General features: G+C 49.1%; 20 protein-coding genes. 6 read left to right on the top strand and 14 right to left on the bottom strand.

Going from position 1 to position 19507, the window contains the following annotated elements; translation table 11 throughout:
• Positions 1-162: 162 nt before the first annotated feature.
• Positions 163-753 carry a Fe-S biogenesis protein NfuA gene (nfuA, locus tag ST37_RS04690; protein ID WP_084884421.1) on the bottom strand — a complete coding sequence of 197 codons (591 nt, stop codon included), beginning with the start codon at positions 751-753 and terminating at the stop codon, positions 163-165.
• Positions 754-858: 105 nt separating this feature from the next.
• The gene (locus ST37_RS04695; protein WP_206780098.1) at positions 859-1650 is read right to left on the bottom strand and encodes a ComF family protein; all 792 of its coding nucleotides are present in this window, start codon (positions 1648-1650) and stop codon (positions 859-861) included.
• Positions 1651-1963: 313 nt separating this feature from the next.
• Between ST37_RS04695 and bioH the strand changes: the two genes are divergently transcribed.
• Positions 1964-2758, top strand: coding sequence for a pimeloyl-ACP methyl ester esterase BioH (gene bioH, locus ST37_RS04700; protein WP_084884222.1), 795 nt, complete (start codon positions 1964-1966; stop codon positions 2756-2758).
• A 107-nt stretch (positions 2759-2865) separates the two neighbouring features.
• A complete protein-coding gene (locus tag ST37_RS04705) occupies positions 2866-3324 on the top strand; it encodes an ATP-dependent Lon protease (RefSeq protein WP_084884224.1) in 459 nt (152 codons plus the stop codon).
• A 144-nt stretch (positions 3325-3468) separates the two neighbouring features.
• Here the strand turns inward: ST37_RS04705 and ST37_RS04710 are convergent, their stop codons facing one another.
• On the bottom strand, positions 3469-5790 hold the full coding sequence (locus ST37_RS04710; protein ID WP_084884423.1) for a Tex family protein: 2322 nt from the start codon (positions 5788-5790) through the stop codon (positions 3469-3471).
• Between the two features lie 216 nt (positions 5791-6006).
• Between ST37_RS04710 and ST37_RS04715 the strand changes: the two genes are divergently transcribed.
• The 4 genes from ST37_RS04715 to envZ all read left to right on the top strand — a co-directional run bounded on the left by ST37_RS04715 (position 6007) and on the right by envZ (position 10781).
• A complete protein-coding gene (locus tag ST37_RS04715; RefSeq protein ID WP_084884225.1) occupies positions 6007-7911 on the top strand; it encodes a RimK/LysX family protein in 1905 nt (634 codons plus the stop codon).
• Entirely contained in the window at positions 7901-8386 is a 486-nt protein-coding gene (gene greB / locus ST37_RS04720; RefSeq protein WP_084884227.1) for a transcription elongation factor GreB, read from the top strand. The genes ST37_RS04715 and greB overlap by 11 nt, the downstream gene beginning before the upstream one ends.
• 259 nt (positions 8387-8645) lie before the next feature.
• Positions 8646-9365, top strand: a complete 720-nt coding sequence (ompR, locus tag ST37_RS04725; protein ID WP_084884228.1) for a two-component system response regulator OmpR — start codon at positions 8646-8648, stop codon at positions 9363-9365.
• Between the two features lie 12 nt (positions 9366-9377).
• On the top strand, positions 9378-10781 hold the full coding sequence (gene envZ, locus ST37_RS04730) for a two-component system sensor histidine kinase EnvZ (RefSeq protein ID WP_084884425.1): 1404 nt from the start codon (positions 9378-9380) through the stop codon (positions 10779-10781).
• Between the two features lie 166 nt (positions 10782-10947).
• Here envZ and cysQ read toward each other — a convergent pair whose 3' ends face one another.
• The 11 genes from cysQ to gspF all read right to left on the bottom strand — a co-directional run bounded on the left by cysQ (position 10948) and on the right by gspF (position 19506).
• Positions 10948-11769, bottom strand: coding sequence for a 3'(2'),5'-bisphosphate nucleotidase CysQ (gene cysQ, locus ST37_RS04735; RefSeq protein ID WP_084884230.1), 822 nt, complete (start codon positions 11767-11769; stop codon positions 10948-10950).
• A 54-nt stretch (positions 11770-11823) separates the two neighbouring features.
• The gene (nudE, locus tag ST37_RS04740) at positions 11824-12372 is read right to left on the bottom strand and encodes an ADP compounds hydrolase NudE (RefSeq protein ID WP_084884232.1); all 549 of its coding nucleotides are present in this window, start codon (positions 12370-12372) and stop codon (positions 11824-11826) included.
• A gap of 175 nt (positions 12373-12547) precedes the next feature.
• Positions 12548-13306: a type II secretion system protein N gene (locus tag ST37_RS04745; protein ID WP_084884233.1), complete on the bottom strand. Its 759-nt coding sequence runs from the start codon at positions 13304-13306 to the stop codon at positions 12548-12550.
• A gap of 43 nt (positions 13307-13349) precedes the next feature.
• Positions 13350-13853, bottom strand: coding sequence for a type II secretion system protein M (locus ST37_RS04750; RefSeq protein WP_084884234.1), 504 nt, complete (start codon positions 13851-13853; stop codon positions 13350-13352).
• Entirely contained in the window at positions 13850-15103 is a 1254-nt protein-coding gene (gene gspL, locus ST37_RS04755; RefSeq protein WP_172400929.1) for a type II secretion system protein GspL, read from the bottom strand. Before gspL ends, ST37_RS04750 begins: the two co-directional genes overlap by 4 nt.
• Complete coding sequence (gene gspK, locus ST37_RS04760; RefSeq protein WP_084884237.1) at positions 15072-16100, bottom strand: type II secretion system minor pseudopilin GspK; 1029 nt, start codon at positions 16098-16100, stop codon at positions 15072-15074. Before gspK ends, gspL begins: the two co-directional genes overlap by 32 nt.
• On the bottom strand, positions 16100-16765 hold the full coding sequence (gene gspJ, locus ST37_RS04765; RefSeq protein ID WP_084884239.1) for a type II secretion system minor pseudopilin GspJ: 666 nt from the start codon (positions 16763-16765) through the stop codon (positions 16100-16102). Before gspJ ends, gspK begins: the two co-directional genes overlap by 1 nt.
• Positions 16752-17090, bottom strand: coding sequence for a type II secretion system minor pseudopilin GspI (gspI, locus tag ST37_RS04770; protein WP_084884240.1), 339 nt, complete (start codon positions 17088-17090; stop codon positions 16752-16754). Before gspI ends, gspJ begins: the two co-directional genes overlap by 14 nt.
• 32 nt (positions 17091-17122) lie before the next feature.
• Positions 17123-17782: a GspH/FimT family pseudopilin gene (locus ST37_RS04775; RefSeq protein ID WP_084884242.1), complete on the bottom strand. Its 660-nt coding sequence runs from the start codon at positions 17780-17782 to the stop codon at positions 17123-17125.
• Positions 17783-17817: 35 nt separating this feature from the next.
• Positions 17818-18255: a type II secretion system major pseudopilin GspG gene (gspG, locus tag ST37_RS04780; protein ID WP_084884244.1), complete on the bottom strand. Its 438-nt coding sequence runs from the start codon at positions 18253-18255 to the stop codon at positions 17818-17820.
• Between the two features lie 30 nt (positions 18256-18285).
• Positions 18286-19506 (bottom strand): type II secretion system inner membrane protein GspF, encoded by a 1221-nt coding sequence (gene gspF, locus ST37_RS04785; protein WP_084884246.1) that lies wholly within the window; start codon positions 19504-19506, stop codon positions 18286-18288.
• Between the last annotated feature and the right edge of the window lies 1 nt (position 19507).

A 19507-nucleotide genomic window follows, 5' to 3' on the forward strand; every position in this document is an offset into this window, starting at 1 on the left:
AGCGGGGAGCGGGGAGCGGGGAGCGGGGAGCGGGGAACGGGGAGAATAAAGATTAGGGGGTTGCGCTGCGAGGGGCGGGGGGCGGATACATTTTTTTATGTCAACGTTGGTACGCCGACACTATGAGTGTGGACGTACCAAGGGGTTAGCGATTTGGAACGCTTATTGGTAGTAAGAGTGCTCGCCGGCTTGGTGTTCTGTCGCATCACGTACAGCGATAAGTTCACCGGAGAACTCTTCCATAAGCTGCTTTTCAATACCATCTTTTAGCGTTACGTCGACCATAGAACAGCCGTTACACCCACCACCAAATTGAACCAGTGCCACACCTTCATCGGTAATTTCGATAAGGCTTAGGTGACCACCGTGACCGGCAAGTTGTGGGTTAACCTGAGTTTGAATGACGTACTCAACGCGCTGAAGAAGCGGAGCGTCATCGGCTACCTTACGCATTTTGGCGTTAGGGGCTTTCAGAGTAAGCTGAGAACCCATTTTGTCTGTTACATAGTCAATCTCGGCCTCTTCCAAAAATGGAAGACTCACTTCGTCAACAAATGCCGCAAGTTGCTCGTACTTAAATTCAGTATCCGTAGACTCTACTGCTTCTGGTGGGCAATAAGAGACACCACACTCCGCATTTTGAGTACCAGGGTTCACGACGAACACACGGATGTTTGTGCCTTCAGGCTGCTGCTCTAAAAGCTTCGAAAAGTGCGCCTGTGCGGCGTCTGAAATAGTAATAGGATGAGACACGATGAATACCTGAGTAATTTTGTCGGTTTTTGCTATTTTACTGCACTCGCTCAAGCTTGCCACTCTTTTTTTTAGCACTAACGTTGGGGAATGGCGTGTTTTTTGTTAACGCGATTTTGCTGGCTTAGCGGTGCGGCCCACACAATAGATATCGATGCGCGATACGCCATTTTCAAGGAGTAAGCTCGAAAGTTGCTGAATTGTTGCGCCCGTTGTCACAACATCGTCGACGATTGCGACGTGAGAATGCTGCCTAAGTAACTCAATTTGAGTCGATTTTATGTAAAATTCAGACTGAGAATGACGCAGACGCTGCTTACGATTTAACCGAGTATGACCCCGCCAACGATACTGACGTCCAAATGGGCACACAATCGATACATTAACGCCTTTTACAGCAAAGTGCTCGCGAACCGACCGAGCCAATAGCTGACTTTGGTTATAACCGCGCCGCCAATAACGCAACCATGGCACAGGCACCACCACTAATGCTGTAGGTAATCCAGAAGATTTGAGATCCCCTATTCTGCGAACCATCAACTGGCCATACTCTCTAGCAATATGATAGTCATGTTTATACTTCAGTTTGTACAAATCACTCTTTAATGCTCCGCCATAATCCCCAACACAATACAGCCTATCCCAATTTGGTGGTTTCTTGAGGCATTCCCCACACAACACAGAGCGCTCAGACAGCGTATGCTCTTCTAACGTCAATCCACAACAAGCGCACCGAGTCTTAGCGTCCTCAAAAAACGAAAAACACTCACTGCACCACAACAAACACTCCCCCTCAACAGCAATCATCCGCTCACAACAACGACATTGATTCCCCAAAACACCAAGTATCGCTTTTATCCCCCCCACCAACCTACCCAAGACAGCACCCCACCCCACAATCCTCTCGTTTCTCGCCCCTCGCAGCGAAGCACCCTCACTACTAGCTCCTAGCTCCTAGCTACTCGCCTCTCGCAGCGAAGCGCCCCCGCTCCTAGCTACTCGCCTCTCGCCTCTCGAAGCGCAGCGCCCCCGCTCCTAGCTCCTAGCTACTCGCCTCTCGCCCCTCGAAGCGCAGCGTCCTCGCCCCTCGAAGCGAAGCGTCCTCGCCCCTCGCCCCTAGCTCTTCCCCTATGCAAACCCCACTTTTCCCCATAGACTACTCCCCAAAAGAAACTAAAAAGTATGGAAATCGTATGAAAGGAGGCACTCTGTGACGACTGAGCAGTCATTGCATTGGCAGATACAAGGCCAGGGCCCCAATTTAGTGCTACTGCACGGATGGGGAATGAATGGTGCTGTATGGGAACAACTTCTAGACGCTTTGAGCCCGCATTTCACACTGTTCATTGCTGACTTACCTGGCTATGGGCACAGCAACCATATAGCGTGTGACACGATTGACTCTATCGCTGACGCGGTCCTTATTGATGCCCCTGAACACGCTATCTGGTTAGGTTGGTCGTTAGGCGGGCTTATCGCAACGCATGTCGCTCACTATTGTCCTCAGCGAGTCACACACCTAGTGACAGTCGCGAGTTCCCCAAAGTTTGCCCAAGCTCGGCCGTGGCGGGGGATCAAACCTGAGGTACTAAGCGCATTTACTGAGCAACTGTTGGATGATCTCCCGACAACCGTCGATCGCTTTATGGCACTGCAAGCAATGGGAAGCCCTTCAGCCCGTAAAGACACAAAGCAGTTAAAACAAGCGGTATTATCTCGTCCGGCGCCTTCCCCAAAGGCTTTACAATTAGGGTTAGATCTTTTGGCCGATATTGATTATCGAGATGTTATTCCTACACTGACTATGCCTGTTGCGAGATGGTACGGCCGACTTGATGGATTAGTGCCTGTTAAGGTGGCCAGTGACTTAGATGTCACCACTCAAGAGCATCACGCATCCACCAGCCATGTGTTTCAGCAATCGTCACACGCCCCTTTTATCACTGAAGCAGAATTGTTCTGCGAGATGCTCATTGAACAGTTCTCAACAGGAAAAAATCAATAAAGCTGCTCAATGTTTAAGCATCATGGTCGATAACAGCTTGTGAGTCATCGACGCCTTACTTAGAAGAGTGTCATTTCGTATACAGCAAAATAGGAGGTGTGCAAACAATGATTGTCTCGGCAAACAACATCAGTGTGCCGCTTATTGCTCCTAGCGTGAATGTGCAAACTGAACAAGCGGCGAAAGACAATAAATCCCGCCCCGCAGTGGAAGAAACGCATCGGTTGGCCAAGTCAGAAGCCGAGAAAGCGATTGATGCGGATGAAAAACGGCGCAAGCAAAGCGCTTGGGATCCGGCAGAGCACCCTAGTTATGAAGAAGCCGAGTCAGATGAGAGAGAAGAGCCTCCTCAAAATGAATTGGAACGGCTTTTTGCATTGCTATCTGTTGATAGCTACACAAAAAATAAAAATACCGAGTACACCATTCGATTTCGTTTGCCCAAAAAAGTGTTAGACGCGGCTTTGCAAGAAGGGATGATGGCGCGACGACGCACGGTGATACGTTATCACTATGGACACTCTGCGCTACCGAACAGCCCTTCATATACCATTGCTGTTACTTGATGTGGCCGACTAAATAGGCACTGGCAACCCACTCGATAGATAGCTATAGAGCCGTTCACGAGCTGCCGAGACACTTTACTTATTGTCTTTGGCTCAGCAACTCTTTGGCTCGGCAAACGTCGTGTAACGGGTGAATAGGCTTTACTATTTTTTCGCTCTGGCGAACGCGTCGGCAAACGCACTGTTTGACGACGATGACGAATTATTGCCTCTTTGAGATGGGCGTTTGTTTTTTTGGTGAGTTGGTCGCTCATTGGTCGCATTGGATTTAGCCGCTTGACCGGGCTCATCATTCAGTCGCATAGACAAACCAATTCTTTTACGCTGAACATCCACTTCCATCACCTTCACTTTGACAATGTCACCGGCTTTGACGACATCACGAGGATCGGCAACATAGCGATCGCTCAGTGCCGATATGTGTACTAAGCCATCTTGGTGAACACCAATATCAACAAAGGCGCCAAAGTTAGCGACGTTAGACACCACGCCTTCTAGCACCATACCAGGCTCTAGGTCGCTGATCTTATCGACGCCATCGGCAAATTCTGCCGTTTTGAATTCTGGACGAGGATCGCGACCGGGCTTATCCAATTCTTTAATGATGTCTGTTACTGTTGGCAAACCAAACTCGTCACTGATGTAATCTGCAGCGTGTAATTGGTGCAAAAACGCTGTATCACCTATCAGTTTTTCCAGTTTTCGCTGCTGCTTTTCGGCAATTTGCTTCACTACCGGGTAGGCCTCTGGGTGGACCGACGAAGCATCTAACGGGTTTTTACCATTCATAATACGCAAAAAACCGGCGCACTGCTCAAAGGCTTTTGGCCCAAGTCGAGCCACCTTTTTAAGTGTGGTGCGCGATTCAAATCGGCCATTGTTGTCGCGGTAATCCACAATATTTTGCGCAATGGTGCCAGAAAGCCCCGCAACGTGGCTCAACAAAGCCGCTGACGCTGTATTCACGTCAACGCCTACAGCATTAACACAATCTTCGACCACCGCCTCAAGGCGTTTCGCCAGTTGTGACTGGCTTACATCATGCTGATACTGGCCTACACCTATGGATTTAGGATCAATTTTAACCAGCTCGGCAAGAGGGTCTTGCAAGCGACGAGCAATAGAAACGGCGCCACGCAATGACACATCCATATTTGGAAACTCTTTGGCTGCTAACTCAGACGCAGAGTAGACGGACGCTCCAGCTTCGCTAACTATGATTTTTTGCACTTTTAAGCCTGTTTGCTTAATCAAATCCGCCACAAAGGCATCACTTTCTCGAGATGCGGTGCCATTACCTATGGCCACCAAGTCTACATTGTGCGTTTTGATCAAACTGGCCACCGTTTGCATTGCAGGGTGATACTGTTTTTGCGGTTGATGTGGGTAAATGGTATCGGTCGCCAATACCTTGCCCGTTGCGTCTACCACCGCAACTTTACATCCGGTACGCAGCCCAGGGTCCAATGCCAGTGTTGTTCTCGGGCCCGCAGGAGCCGCCATTAATAAGTCTTTGAGGTTAGTAGCAAACACTTCGATAGCGGCTTCCTCTGCGCGCTCTTTCATGCCTGCCATTAGCTCTGTTTCCATGTGCATCGACACTTTTATGCGCCACGCCCAACTGATCACTTGCTTACGCCAAGTGTCGGCTGGCGCTTGGCTAAGGTGCAGATTGTAGTGCTCTGATATAATGGTTTCGCAATACGAAGATCGAATCGAGTCGACTTGTTCTGGATCGGCATTCATTGTTAATGACAATATACCTTCGTTGCGCCCACGCAACATCGCAAGAGCACGATGAGACGGCACTTTGCTCATCACCTCATTGTGTTCAAAGTAGTCTTTAAACTTTTCGCCTTGTTGCTGCTTTCCATCAATGACCCGTGCTTGCAATTGAGCGTGCTTGGTCAAATAGACTCTAACTTTTTCAATGAGCGACGCATCCTCAGCAATGCGCTCCATAATGATGGCACGTGCACCCTCTAGCGCCGCTTTGGTATCTGCAATCCCATTATCGGCATTGACGAATCGCACGGCTTCAACCTCGGGTTGATGCTCTGGACGTTCCCACAGTAGCTCAGCGAGTGGCTCTAGCCCTGCTTCGATCGCAATCTGCCCTTTGGTTCGGCGCTTTGGCTTGTAGGGCAGATACAAATCTTCTAATCGGTTTTTACTGTCCGTTTCGGTGATCTGCTTTTCTAGCTCTGGCGTCAATTTGCCTTGATCGTTGATTGATTTGAGAATGGTCTGACGACGGTCTTCAAGTTCACGCAAATAAGTAAGACGGCTATCCAAATTACGCAGCTGAGTATCATCCAACCCTCCGGTGACTTCTTTACGATAACGGGCCACAAACGGTACGGTGTTGCCATCGTCTAATAGTTGAATGGCCGCGCTCACTTGTTGAAGTTGAACACTCAATTCGCTCGCAATGGTTTGAGCTATAGTCGTGGAAGGGGATGTCATCATCGCAATCTCTGCTGTCGTGTAGGGTTCCTGAGCTTCAACAATTGGGGCGAAAACGCTTTTTTCTAGGGCGAATCCCTAGATTTGTGGCATCGTTTGCTCGCTTTTTAGCTAGACTGACTGTGTAAGCAGTGGTTAAATCAACGAATTAGCATAAATTTAACCTTTGCTGTTCAATGCACTGTTACTGTTTGTCTTCTCAATAGGGGTTGTTATATGACGACTTTTTCACGCTCTTTGCTGCTGTGTGCTGCATTACTGACTGCGCAATGGATGACTTCAAGCGCAGTCCACGCCGCGGACTCAAGCGATTTGAGTGGTTATTCTACTTCAAACCCTGCGTATCATATCGACGATAAAGTTGTCTTAGGGCGCCTTGAAAACGTCTATTTAAGTGGCATTGAAGCGATGAGCGATTTCCCACTGATTGGCAAAATCGACACAGGTGCTGACACCACATCCATGCACGCTGACAATATTGAAGTCTACAGTACTAACCCTAAATACAAGGGCCTGAAAAACGTTGAGCTGATGCAAACCATCATTGATGAATTTGGTGGACCCGCCAGCAACTGGTGGCTGGATAGTTTCGATACGCCAGAGCGCGACATTCAAGGGGTGGTTAAGTTTCATCTAACCCACCCAACGACGGGTGAAACACTGGAACTAGAACGCCCTTTAGCTCGAACCAGTGTGATCCGAAGCCGCACCAGCAGCACGCCCATTTACCGGCCTGTTATTTCCATTGCGCTGCGTATTGCCGACACCACAGTGACCACCGATGTTAACCTCACAGACCGCAGCCACTTCTCGGCGCCAGTATTAATTGGTAAAACTTTCCTCAAGCAACATGCTTGGGTCGCCGCAGGTTATGACTACCTGCAAGAACAACCAACAGCCATTGTGATGGGTAGAAAAGAGACCCTTAACATTGGCGAATCTGAATTAGCCGTAAGCTACTCTTTCGTAAACCGATACAGCAATATGCATGCAACCAATATCGACGTGGATGAGCAAGCCGGCACTGTCAGTTTTGATACCGTTGGTGTTAATGACAAAAATACGCGCCTGACCTTACCACTTATTCGCATGCTTTCGGTTAGCGGTGTGAAACGCCCATTGGTCTATGTGCCCGTGTCTAAGGGGGATTTCGATACCCACATTCTGGTGTACTTGCGTGACCGCTCCTCGCTGAGCACACAACTGCGCCTAGGCACCGAATCACAGAGCCGCCACTTTGTCGTTCATACACGCAAAGAGGACCTGCTCAAGAGCGACCCGAAAACCTTTGAGCAATGGATTAAGCGCGACGAACCCATTGTTGTGTCCACTGAAGAGCACATAAAATTGGACGGGTATTCCGTTGTCGCTTATCCGTCAACGGCTGTGATAACGCCCGTGCTATTTGTCGACGACTATTCCATCAAGAAAGGTAGAGACGGGGATGAAATCACCTTTAAGATGCCAAATGGAACTCGTTCGCCACAGCAAGTGACCAAACCTATTGTGAAAGAAATTAAGGTTGGCAGTCGCACCCGTCCCGTCGTTAAAGGGGTTGTCAGCGCAAATGGTGAAGAAAGACCGGTTCAATTTGCACTTGATAAAGCAGATGCAGGTGAAGAGAGTTACCTCGCCTTTGGCGCCAGTGCATCGCGTGATGGCGTACTGGTCAATGCACGCAGCCGTAACCTGCTCTCTCCCGAGCCGCTCTACGTCGCTGGCTATATCGAAAACGCGACTATCGAGAACCTCACCTTCCCGGTCAAGTTGGATACGGGCGCCGATGTCAGTGCAATAAATGCCAGCAACATTGAGCGATTTAAAGAAGCTGGGCTGGATATGGTTCGTTTTGACTACAGTAATCGACAGGGACAACAGCAAACTTTTGAGCGCGCCGTCGTTGACGTAATGCGCATTAGAGCCAAAGCGGGCGAAGAGCCAGAAGAGCGGCCAGTCGTCGAAATGAACGTCTCTCTTGGAGATATATCAGAAACCATTAGAGTTAACCTTCAAGATCGTTCGCGCTTTAAGTACAGCATGATCCTAGGTAAAAACTTCCTTGAGCATGGCGTGATCGTCAGCAGTGACCAGCAATTTATCAAGACAACCAATGAAGACTAACCTGATCACCCGCGAGGGATTCGAAAAGCTGCAACAAGAGCACGATTTTTTATGGCATGAACGGCGACCAGAAATCACCAAAGTGGTTCAGTGGGCCGCCAGTTTAGGTGACCGTTCTGAGAATGCGGACTATCAATACAACAAACGACTGCTGAGGCAAATCGATCGCAGAATACGCTATTTGCGAAAGCGAATGCCCGATTTGACCGTCGTCGATCACTCCCCAGAACAAGATGGAAAAGTCTTTTTTGGCGCCTGGGTCGAGATAGAAAACGAAGAGGGAAAATTCTTACGATTTCGCATAGTTGGCCCCGATGAAATCTATGGAGACTCGAAAGGTTATATCTCGATCGACTCTCCGATGGCGAGAGCAGCGCTAAAGAAACAAATTGATGAAGAATTCACCGTTCGTACACCTGAAGGTGAAAAAATGTGGTTTATTAATAAGATAAGCTATCAAAGCGCACTGTCATAATTGTGTAATACTGGTCTGATATGGCGTTACTGGTCAAAGTTCGCAGAAACATTTGCTAACAATTGACTGAAAAACGCACAGGCAATTTTTGTTACATTTTGGGGGTGAATTTGCACGGCAGCAAATTGTCGTAACCTGCATTTTCGACCTGTCATGGTAGACCCCCCAACTGCAAACGGATTGCTCTTAAAATAATAACTGTAAATGTTGGCTAGTACACCTGCTCCCAGGAAGTGACGCCAGCACGGGAAACATTGAGATGCAAGAAAGCTATAAAATATTGGTGGTCGATGACGACTCACGCTTACGTTCTCTGCTTGAACGCTACTTAGCCGAGCAAGGATTTTCAGTACGTAGTGTCTCTAATGCTGAGCAGATGGATCGTCTTCTACAGCGTGAAACCTTCCATTTGATGGTCCTGGACCTTATGCTTCCTGGGGAAGACGGATTATCCATCTGCCGCCGCTTGCGCAGTGCCAACAACCCTCTACCTATCGTTATGCTAACGGCTAAAGGCGATGAAATTGACCGTATAGTCGGTTTGGAAGTGGGTGCTGACGATTACCTTCCTAAGCCATTTAACCCTCGCGAACTGCTTGCGCGCGTACGTGCCGTATTACGAAGAAACCCACTAGAGGCTCCTGGCGCACCCGCGAGTGAAGAGAGAGAAGTGACGTTTGGTGAGTTCCGCCTAAACCTTGCGACTCGAGAAATGTTTAAAGGTGAAGAGAGTATTTCGCTCACTTCCGGTGAATTTGCTGTGCTGAAGATATTGGTGAGCAACCCTCGCGATCCAATGTCTCGTGACAAGCTTATGAACCTAGCTCGTGGCCGTGAATACTCGGCAACAGAGCGTTCAATCGATGTGCAGATTTCTCGACTTCGCCGTATGCTCGAAGAAGACCCAAGTAAACCACGCTATATTCAAACCGTATGGGGATTAGGTTACGTGTTTGTTCCTGATGGCACCTCTGCGTAGAACGTTGTTATGATCAAGGCGCGCAGTTCATTCGCTCAGTCGTTCTTCATCTTTATTGGGTTGGTTATCGCCACCCAAGTGATGTCTTACTACGCAGTGTTTAACTACGCGCTGATGCCAAGTCTTAAACAGTTCAACCGCATACTCTCGTACGAACTCAGTTTGGTGCTCGAAGAGTCGCTACACCCAAAAATAGATACCACGCCAAATAAGGTGACACTCGAAGAGCATCGCCTTGCTGAGCTACGACAGGCGATGTTGATTAAAATGGGCGTCAGTGTGGTACGAATAGATACCGAAGATGCGCTGCCTTTTGAGCGTGCGAGAAGTATCGATTTCATGAGTGAAGAATTTACTGAGGAATTGGGGACAAACGCCGAAGTTCGACTCATTTTTGGCCCCGAAAGCTATATACTTTGGGTGCAATTAGACGCTTTACCTAAACACCTCCTCCGAATCCCACTGGCCGAACTTAAAGGCAATGTGTATTATCCGTTTTTTGCCGCCAGTTTGTTTATCTCGTTGTTTATTGTGGTTGGCAGTTGGGTGCTACTGAGGCGACAAAATAAGCCGCTCAAGTCACTTGAAGATTCCGCAATTCGCATTGGCCAGGGTGATTTTCCTCCTCCATTGCCGGAGCGAGGTGCGACTGAGTTACGCGCCGTTACCCGCGCGTTTAATTCGATGGCAAAAGGCATTAAAGAGCTCGAAGACGACCGCACCTTGCTGATGGCGGGTATATCTCACGATATTCGCACCCCATTGACCCGAATTCGCCTAGCCACTGAAATGATGTCTGATCAAGACAAATTATTGGCCGAGGGGATCATTGAAGATACCGAAGAGTGCAACGAAATCATTGCCCAGTTTATGCAATACCTCAACCCTGTCACCGCCGACAGTTTTGAGAGCATAGATTTAAATGTATTAATCACCGAACTGCATGAAAAAGCTTTGTTGGCCTGTGATGAACCCAACGAAGAGTCATTTAGCCGAGATGTTGATACCGCAAAGCTAACGATTGAATGCGTACCCGAGCAGAACATTTTAAGTGCGTATGGCGAGCCCGTCACGGTGCGACGAGCAGTGAGCAATATATTGGTCAATAGCTTACGCTATGGAAATCACTGGGTACGACTCTCGACCGGCATGAACGCAGCACGTAGCCAGGTATGGGTCTGTATTGAGGATAATGGACCTGGTATTAAAGAAAGTGAACTCGAAAAACTGTTCCAACCCTTCACTCGAGGCGACACGGCCCGAGGCAGTGAAGGCACTGGGTTAGGCTTAGCCATTGTTAAACGCATCATGCAGCAGCATGGCGGCGCAGTAAACGTCGTCAATCGACGCGAAGGCGGCCTAAAAACCACCCTAATCTTCCAATCCGAAAACACCAACAACAAGCATAGCTCTTAGCTCCTCGAAGCACAGCGTCCTCGCCTCTCGCCCCTCGAAGCGCAGCGTCCTCGCCTCTCGCCCCTCGAAGCGCAGCGTCCTCGCCTCTCGCCCCTAGCTCTTAGCCTCTCGCCCCTCGAAGCGCAGCGTCCTCGCTCCTCGCCCCTGCTCTTCGCCTCTCGCCCCTTTACTTTTGCAGCAATATCTCTGCCCAAGGTAAATCCCGATCCCCAATCACAATAAAGTTTGGGTTCTCTAACGTCTCACGCAAATTATACGAAAGCGGCTCAAGGGAAGTGCTGAGAATGGTTCCGCCCGCTTCTGTGACGATGCATTGCGTCGCAGCCGTATCCCACTCTCCCGTTGGCCCCAATCTTAAGTAACAGTCTGACGCACCCTCGGCCACTAAGCAGGCTTTAAGTGCTGCCGAGCCCAAAGGCATCATTTCGTAGTTCCACGCCGTCGACATGCAAGCAGTAGTGTGATTAATGTTTTGACGACGGCTGATGGCCATTACGATAGCTGAATTATCTTGAGGGTGGCTGTGAGTCGATATACGCACGCTTTCGGCCATATCCGGTATCTTCCACGCGCCTTTTCCTTCGTAAGCGTAGTAGGTCACCCCAGATACTGGGCCATACACAACCCCCATAACAGGGCGATTGTTATCCACCAAAGCGATAATCGTAGCAAAGTCGCCGCTGCGAGCGATGAACTCTTGCGTCCCATCCAGGGGATCGACTAGCCAATAACATCCCCACTGCGAACGCTGAACGAGGCTAATGTCGGCATCCTCTTCCGAAAGCACAGGAATGTCAGGCGTGAGCTGAGACAAGCGCTTCATGATGAGCTTATGCGCGGCAATATCTGCACTGGTCACCGGAGTATCATCGTCTTTAGTGAACTCTTGGTAATCCTGCTTTTCGTAGATATCAAGGATCATCTGCCCAGCTGCACGAGCAATTTCAATAACAGCGGGAATATGCTGCGAGTAGTCAGTGTGAGTCATGGCTTGTCCTTGCTATCGACTGTATTGATCTTGGTTAAAACGTTATTGGTTTAGCTAGTGCTTGCCCAATACTTTCAGCGCAAGCATTAACGCGGTAATACTGCGAGCCTCGCTAAAGTCACAATGGGTGATCAGCTCCTCAGCTTGAGAAAGAGGCCAGCGCACGATTTCAAGCTCTTCAGGCTCATCGCCTTGTAGCTTTTCTGGGTATAAGTCTTGCCCAACAAACAACGTCATTTTACTAGAGAAATAAGACGGTGCCAGCACCACTTCTTTTAGTGGTGTCAATTGCTTACAACCAAATCCAATTTCTTCTTTTAGCTCTCTATTTGCGGCTTCACTCGCACTCTCGCCCGGGTCAATCAGCCCTTTAGGAAAGCCCAACTCGTAACGCTCGGTGCCTACTGCGTATTCTCGAACTAGCAATAAGTCACCATCGTTGGTGATCGGCACCACCAATACGGCGTGACGTCCACTTGGCTTCATACGCTCGTAGACTCGTTTCTCGCCATTAGAAAACGACAGATCCAGTGACTCGATAGTAAACAATCGCGATTTTGCCACCTCTGTTATATCGTGGATCTTTGGTTTCTGTTTGGACACAACCGATCTCCTTATCTACCGCCCTATAAGGGCTAAAACTCTTCAATTAACTAACAGGCTTTTGATTTTGAAATGCAAACACTTATCTACGTGATCTCGCTATAATCTACTACTATAGCCAAACTGGTCTTAGCCTGCATCCGTTGATCGTGAGTTAGCCGCGACTTTTACTGCACTATAAACGTCCCGCATAATCAAATGCATAGTAGCCTTGCGCGTCAGGAGCTCCCAACCATGACAGCTGCCCTCGAGCATTTGCTGGAAATTGTGCTTCTGGCTTAAACTTAGCGGCGGTCTGATACTGCCCATTACTGGCCAACGTGGCTTCAAACTCTGCGCTTACTTGCTCACTGGATTGATCGCCACTTGCCGTAATAGTGTTGTCTTCACAGCTAAAATCGGCAATGGCTTGCTCTAGATCTAATGAGAGAAAGGGCGAGGTCACTTGCGCTGACGTCCACGCTAGAGTCCCCGTCGCATAGGCACAATAAGGTGCTTGATATTGATAATCACGAAGCGTGAGGTCCAAAGTTCCTTGCCCATCGATTGGAATAGGCAATTGCAATTGATCGGTGACAGATTTAGCTGGAAGAGACGCGAAAACCTCTCGTGCGTACCAACCTTTAATTGAACCACCGGCATACCCTTTGAGCGAGTAACCGAGTTCGCTGTTTCTCCCAGCACGGACAAGCACTTCAACTCGGCCTTTAAACAACGAAGACCATTGCATCTGTGAGTAAATGCTTCCTAAGCTGAGGTTTTGCCAATAGACATCATTTAACTGAGCGTTCCAAATGCTTCCAGAGGCACTTTGGTAAGTCAGCTCTTTTGGCAACGGCAACTTGTCGAGTACCAACGCCACGGGTAAGTGAGTCACTATGCTTACTGAAAAGGTCAGTATAAACAGCATGGCTAACAAAATAATACGTTTCAAAAAATCACTCCGATTACGCAATTAACGGCAACATTCCGCTTTATTAACGGGTTAACTGCAGTCTTTTCACTTCCACTACACCTTCAGTATCGGTTTGGTTTATGTCCATAAACTCGACTTTGACCCCGTACTGTTTCTGCAAAAACTCCAGCCACTGCACCAGAGTATTAAACGCAAGCGGTCCAATGACGACTTGCAGTGCTTCGTCTCGTGGTTGAACGCGCTGAAGATCTATCTTGTAGCGTTTAACACTGCTTGAAACCACTTGGTTTAAGGCTTGATTGTTTACCCTTACTTGTCCGCGCTCAGCGCGCAGCGAAGTGATCTGATTGGCTTTGTCTTCTACCCAACTGTAGAGCTGTCTTTCGCTAATAAGGCGCTGCTCGGCCGAGGCTTTTTGCGCTTGCAGTGGCGCAATAACGCCCCAGTAAATCGATGCAATGACCAAGAGTACCGATAAAACGATGACTAACAGTTTCTCGCGGGGAGAAATGCCTTTCCACCATTGGTTTATCGGTTCGATGACCGAAGTTAAACGTTCATTCATTGGGTTACCTTCAACACAAACTGGCCACTGACCTTGCCGTCACTACTGCGACTGAGCGAACCGAGCTCGACCTGACTCACCGTGGCAAAGTTTTCACGCAAAGACTCAAAGGTTTGAAAATCAGGACCAAGCACATCCAGCCTTAGCTCTTCTCTTCCTCGATCAAACTTAAGCGCAGTAATGTCCACATTAGGGTTATTTTCCAACCCTTGAGGAACAACGCTTAGCCACTCGAGTAACCCTTGTTCAATGGTGCCGCCATTGAGTAAAGTCACTTCATCATCGAGCAATCGTTTTAAGTAGCTAACGGTGGGAAAGTTGCGTCTGTCGGGTAAGACTTTACGCACAATGGCTTCGCGCGCCTGCTGGTACGCATCGGCTTGTTGTTGGAGTTGGTTAACGTGCCAATACGATTGCCCCAAGAAGACTCCAAGCAACACCACACATGCCACCAACACGCTTGTCCACACTCTTAAATGCTTACGCCACAGCGATGGCTTTTTATATAGACCACTCAATAGGTTCACTGAGCTGGCTATGGCGCCTTTGGCCAGCACCACAATGCCAAGCTCAGGCTCGGCGGCGTGCCACTGTATCTCACTGTGTGGGAAGGTTTGATCGTGTTGAAGGTGCACCAAGACGCCTGCAGAATCGTTGGGCTCACGATAATTGTCGAAAAGCTCACTGTCTAACGCCATAGGAAGCTGAGCGTTGTCAAACACCACACCTAAAGTTTTGGAGTGGTGCAATAGCCATTGCGAGCCAACACTAAGTAATATCGGCGCCTGAGATTTGGGCTCTGTCGCCCCAAGAGCGATAACGTCTGGCAACAGCTTTTTCAGCTCAATACCCACATCTTTTAGGCTTTGATACCAAAAGTCGATGAGCGATTTATCGACAACGGCCACGTGAGCTCGCGGGCCGCCTTCTGCATCGTTGTCTCGATGTAAAAGGGTGACATTGACTTGCTCGGGATCTTGCGCCAATTCATCTTCGAGCAAAAAAGGTAACATCCCGGTCAATTGACGGGCGCTCACTTTAGGGATCTCAACCGACTTTAGCGATACATCCGATGCGTCCAGTACACCAATCACGGCACGATTTCCCGCGACGTCACGTAACTGTTCAAGCTCTTTTATGGATTCTAGCTCACCACTAGCAATCACCTGCTGTTCGGCAGTTGACCAGACAACCCAAGGTAGCGTACATCCCGGGCGATCACTCAGCCTCAGGGTTAGGTATTCGCTCAACGATCCCTCCAAAGCGGCGCCTTACGACCTGCACCGATTGTTTGTCATTACTAAAAAATAGACTGCGTACACGGATCCGTGAGTCTCCGACCAGTACTTCTCCATCTAGCTCAAAATAACGGCTATCAACACTAAAGTGGGCCTTCGCGTTATTTTTGATGTCCGAGTTTAGCGCGTTAATCGCGCCTTCTTGCATAAACTCATCGACGCTGCCCCAACCGTCAAACGGTCTGTTCTCAATAATTTGCGTCGCATCATCGAGCGATAGCTCTCCATTGAACATCGCTTCTAACAGTGGCGCTTGCCACTCTCGGACCGTATTTACATTCAATAAATACTGATCGGTGGGTAAAGCGCACACCAACCCTCGCAATTGATGCATCACATTTCTATCGACTTGATAGATACTGCGCAGCTCGCTGCTGTCACTGAGCAGGCCATTGGGTGATAAATAAGCGGGTTTGAGCGCTTCATAGCTGCTCTCCTCCACACCGGATAGTGTTACCACTGACGAGTCGCTGTCGACAAATTCATATAGAGAGTCGACAATCACTTCCGCCTGATACTCATCAATCTGTTTCGATTTCAGTAATTGAATTAGCGCTAACATTAAATATGGCCGTTCGTTTTCCGAGCCATCCAAACTGAGCTGCGCTAGCCCATTAAGGTTAAAACACGCCTGCTTATCGACCATTCGGCCGCGCGCTTCACCATAGTCCAGTGGGAATACCTGGTCATCAAGCGCCCACGGCTGAGATAAATTTACCGTATCACTGTCAGAGAAGCTTTCTTCAATGCCATATTTTGCAAGCTGCTCCACACCTACAGCATACCAATAGGCTTGCTGATGGTCATTCTTTTGCGCCGAGCGGCTGATCCCAAGCGTCAGTCTTTCTGACATGGTCGCGGCAATCGCGGCCATAATCGCAAGCAACATCAGCACCACGATAAGTGCGACGCCTGACTGATGACGGCCTAAGCGACTCTGACCCCACATTATTGGTTGTCCTCTTCGGCGGAGGCGGCTGTATCTACGCGTCCTTGAGTCACCAAGTAAAGGCGTTCGATTGTGCCCCATTTCTCTAGCTCAAGAGTCATCTTTACCGCGTAGGGCAGCTCATATTTAACCGCCCACTCATTCAACCATTCGCTGCCGTTATAAAACTGCAGTTCAAAGCTTTCGACGTTTTTTAGTAGCGTTCGCTCTATCGCCGGCTCGCTCACCGATGTATCTGGGTAGCGCCACCATACTCGTTGCAGTGCCTGATCTTTAACTCGGTATCCTACCTTGGTGACTTCACCACGCGGCAGTTGTGACATCGGGTTGCTGTAGCCTAAGCGAGTAAACATGACGCCATTGAGTTCGGACTCGAGAATACCCGGTCCCCAGGCCAACAGGTATTCGGAAGGGCTTTCTCCTTCATGACGCCACTGGCGAAGCGCCATTTGGCGAAAATCACTGTCAATCATTGACCAGGCTTTTTGAAATGCTTGAAGATCGCTCACTGTCGACATGGATTGCGCATTGCTTCGCTGCACCTGATTAAGCACGGTGTACGCCGCAACACTCAGGCTTGCAAAAACGGCGATGGCCACCAACACCTCAATGAGAGTGAAGCCATGTGTTAGGCGTATCTGGTGAGTTAGTTTACGGCGTGACATAACTTCTCACCGTAACTAAAGGACTAGAGTAGTCGGGTTGCAGTGACACGCTAACGTCCATGGCTTTGAGCATGTCATTACTGGTTTCAATAGGAGTCACCTGCCAATACCATTCTCGGTTGGCCATGCTCACTTTGCCTTTTTGACTTAAATTGGGCGTCGCTTGCAGATAGAGGGCCGCCATCTGATTGTCGACAACCATCGCGGCTAAGGTTTTTTCTTCTAGATACCCAAGGCTATTAATGTGTGACGAAACGGCTTGAATAACGGCCAAAGAAGCGGTAGCAAATATCGCCAAAGCCACCATGACTTCAATCAGCGTCATGCCTCGCTGTTTTTTTGGAGGTGGTTGAGGCTCTAGGCATCGCTCTCCTCCTGAGCATCAAGCCACTGCTCCATACTCTGATTTGGGCGCAGTAAAATGATGCTGCCATTTTCGAGGATCACGACCCGCCAGTTTTGCTGCTCATCGTTGCTTTGTCGTGTGGGGTACAGTATGACCCGAGCTTCGGTGATCTCACCGTTGGCGGTGATCCATACTTGCGGCTCAGGGAAGGCTGGTTTGCTGTCATCATCAAAGCTGCCTTGCTCAAACAAGCTGCCGTCGCCATCAAACAATGTGTCGTTAAACCACCGCTGGTCAGCGTCTTCAGCACCCAACACCAAAGATAGTTCAACGCCATCGAGCTCTTGCTTAGCTGGTATTTGGCGATGCTCTATTGCCTGCCAGCCGTCACTGGTTAACTGCCCCCACTGATAAATAGCCGCGTCATTGTCGACATGCAAGCCGTACGTGATCCCCGACAACAGAGCCTCGTCGGACAGTAGCTGCAATCGCAGCTGCAACGAGCGCGTCGCTTGTTCGAGCTTATCGTCTTCACTTTGAGGAAGTGCCATCACCACAGCGCCAGCGCCTACCGACAATATGACCAACACCAACATTAGCTCAATAAGGGTAAAGCCGCGCTGATTGTCAGCACGGCTTGGGTGTAAACGGGTGAACGCTCGAGCAGACATAGGAAGAGTCTTCGGCGATGAACTAGGACGTGGGCTTATTGAAAGTCTTGAAGGTTCCAGTTACCGATATCTGCTGCGGCATCTTCGCCACCCTCTTGGCCATCAGCGCCAAGCGTAAAGATATCGATGCTGCCTTTATCCCCTGGGCTAATGTATTGGTACGCATTGCCCCATGGGTCAGTAGGTAAACGACGAATGTAACCACCGTTTTTGTAATTACGAGGCTCAGGAGAAATGCTTGGCTCAGACACTAACGCTTCTAACCCTTGATCGGTGGTGGGATAGACGCTGTTGTCGAGCTTGTACATGTCTAGGGCATTTTCCAATGCAACAATGTCGGTCACGGCCTTTTTCTGGTCCGCTTGCTCTTTGTTTCCGAGTATATTTGGCGCCACAATGCTGGCCAAAATACCCAAAATGACGATCACGACCATTACTTCTAACAGTGTGAAACCGCGTTGTTTGTTGTTCATCTTACTTCTCCAAAATGGGCAGTTATTCATCTACCCTGATACTAAATTATTCATTTCCATTAATGGCAATATAGTGGCAACGACAATGAAAAGCACCACCCCTGCCATCGCCACAACTAACAGCGGCTGAAAGACGCCAAGTGCGATATTGACCTGAGATTCAAAGTCACGATCTTGGTTGTCGGCAGAGCGCGTGAGCATTTGCTCAAGTTCGCCACTTTGTTCTCCACTGGCGATCATGTGCAGCATCATCGGTGGAAACAGCTTAGTTTGCTCTAATGAACGTCGTAAACTCCCGCCTTCACGTACTTTGTCTGCCGCTTCTAAGACCTGTTGTTTAAAGAATTGGTTCCCCATTACGTCCGCTGCAACCATCATACCTTCTAATAGGGGAATGGCGCTGGAGGTACAAATCGACAGTGTTCGAGCAAAACGTGAGGTGTTAAGTCCTCTAGCGACTTTGCCAATGACGGGCAGATTCAGCACTTTTTGGTCCCACTTTAGCCGTATCGCTGGGCGCTTCAACAACAGTTTGCTTACGATCACCAGCAGCACTAAAGCCACGCAAATCGCCACACCGTAGTCTAAAACAAAGTCACTTAATATCAGTAACACTTGGGTCGGTGTTGGCAGCTCTTGCCCCATCTGCACAAATTGCGCCACGATTTTAGGCACCACAGTGGCCAGCAAAAAGGCCACAACGCTTACGGCGATCACAATCAGCATCACCGGATAAATCATCGCTTGCTGCAATTTGGATTTTAATTGCTGTCTTTTCTCAGCGTAATCCGCAAGGCGCTCCAGCACCGCATCTAAATGGCCCGACTTTTCACCCGCTGCCACCATTGAACAAAACAGATCATCAAAGACTTGAGGGTATTCACGCAGCGAGTCCGCTAAGGTATAGCCTTCAACCACTTTGGCTCTGACCCCCATTAGCATGTTGCCAATACGGGCGCTTTCCGATTGTTCTGCGACAGCACGTAAACACTCTTCTAACGGCATGGCGGCTTGAACTAACGTGGCCAACTGCCGAGTGAGCAGTGACAATTCGGCGGTGCTGATTTTACGCTGGTAAGAAAACGCCGACTTCGCTTGTTTGTTTTGCTTGGCCTTAGTCTCGATGACTTCGACTGGAAAAAGACCCTGCTCTTTTAAACGCTGCCTTACCTGCCTGGGTGTGTCGGCCTCTAATAACCCTTTCTTTTGTTTTCCTTTGCCATCAAGGGCTTTGTATTCAAACGCTGCCACG

The organism is Vibrio sp. qd031, from assembly GCF_002100145.1.
In the GTDB taxonomy this organism is placed as follows: domain Bacteria; phylum Pseudomonadota; class Gammaproteobacteria; order Enterobacterales; family Vibrionaceae; genus Vibrio.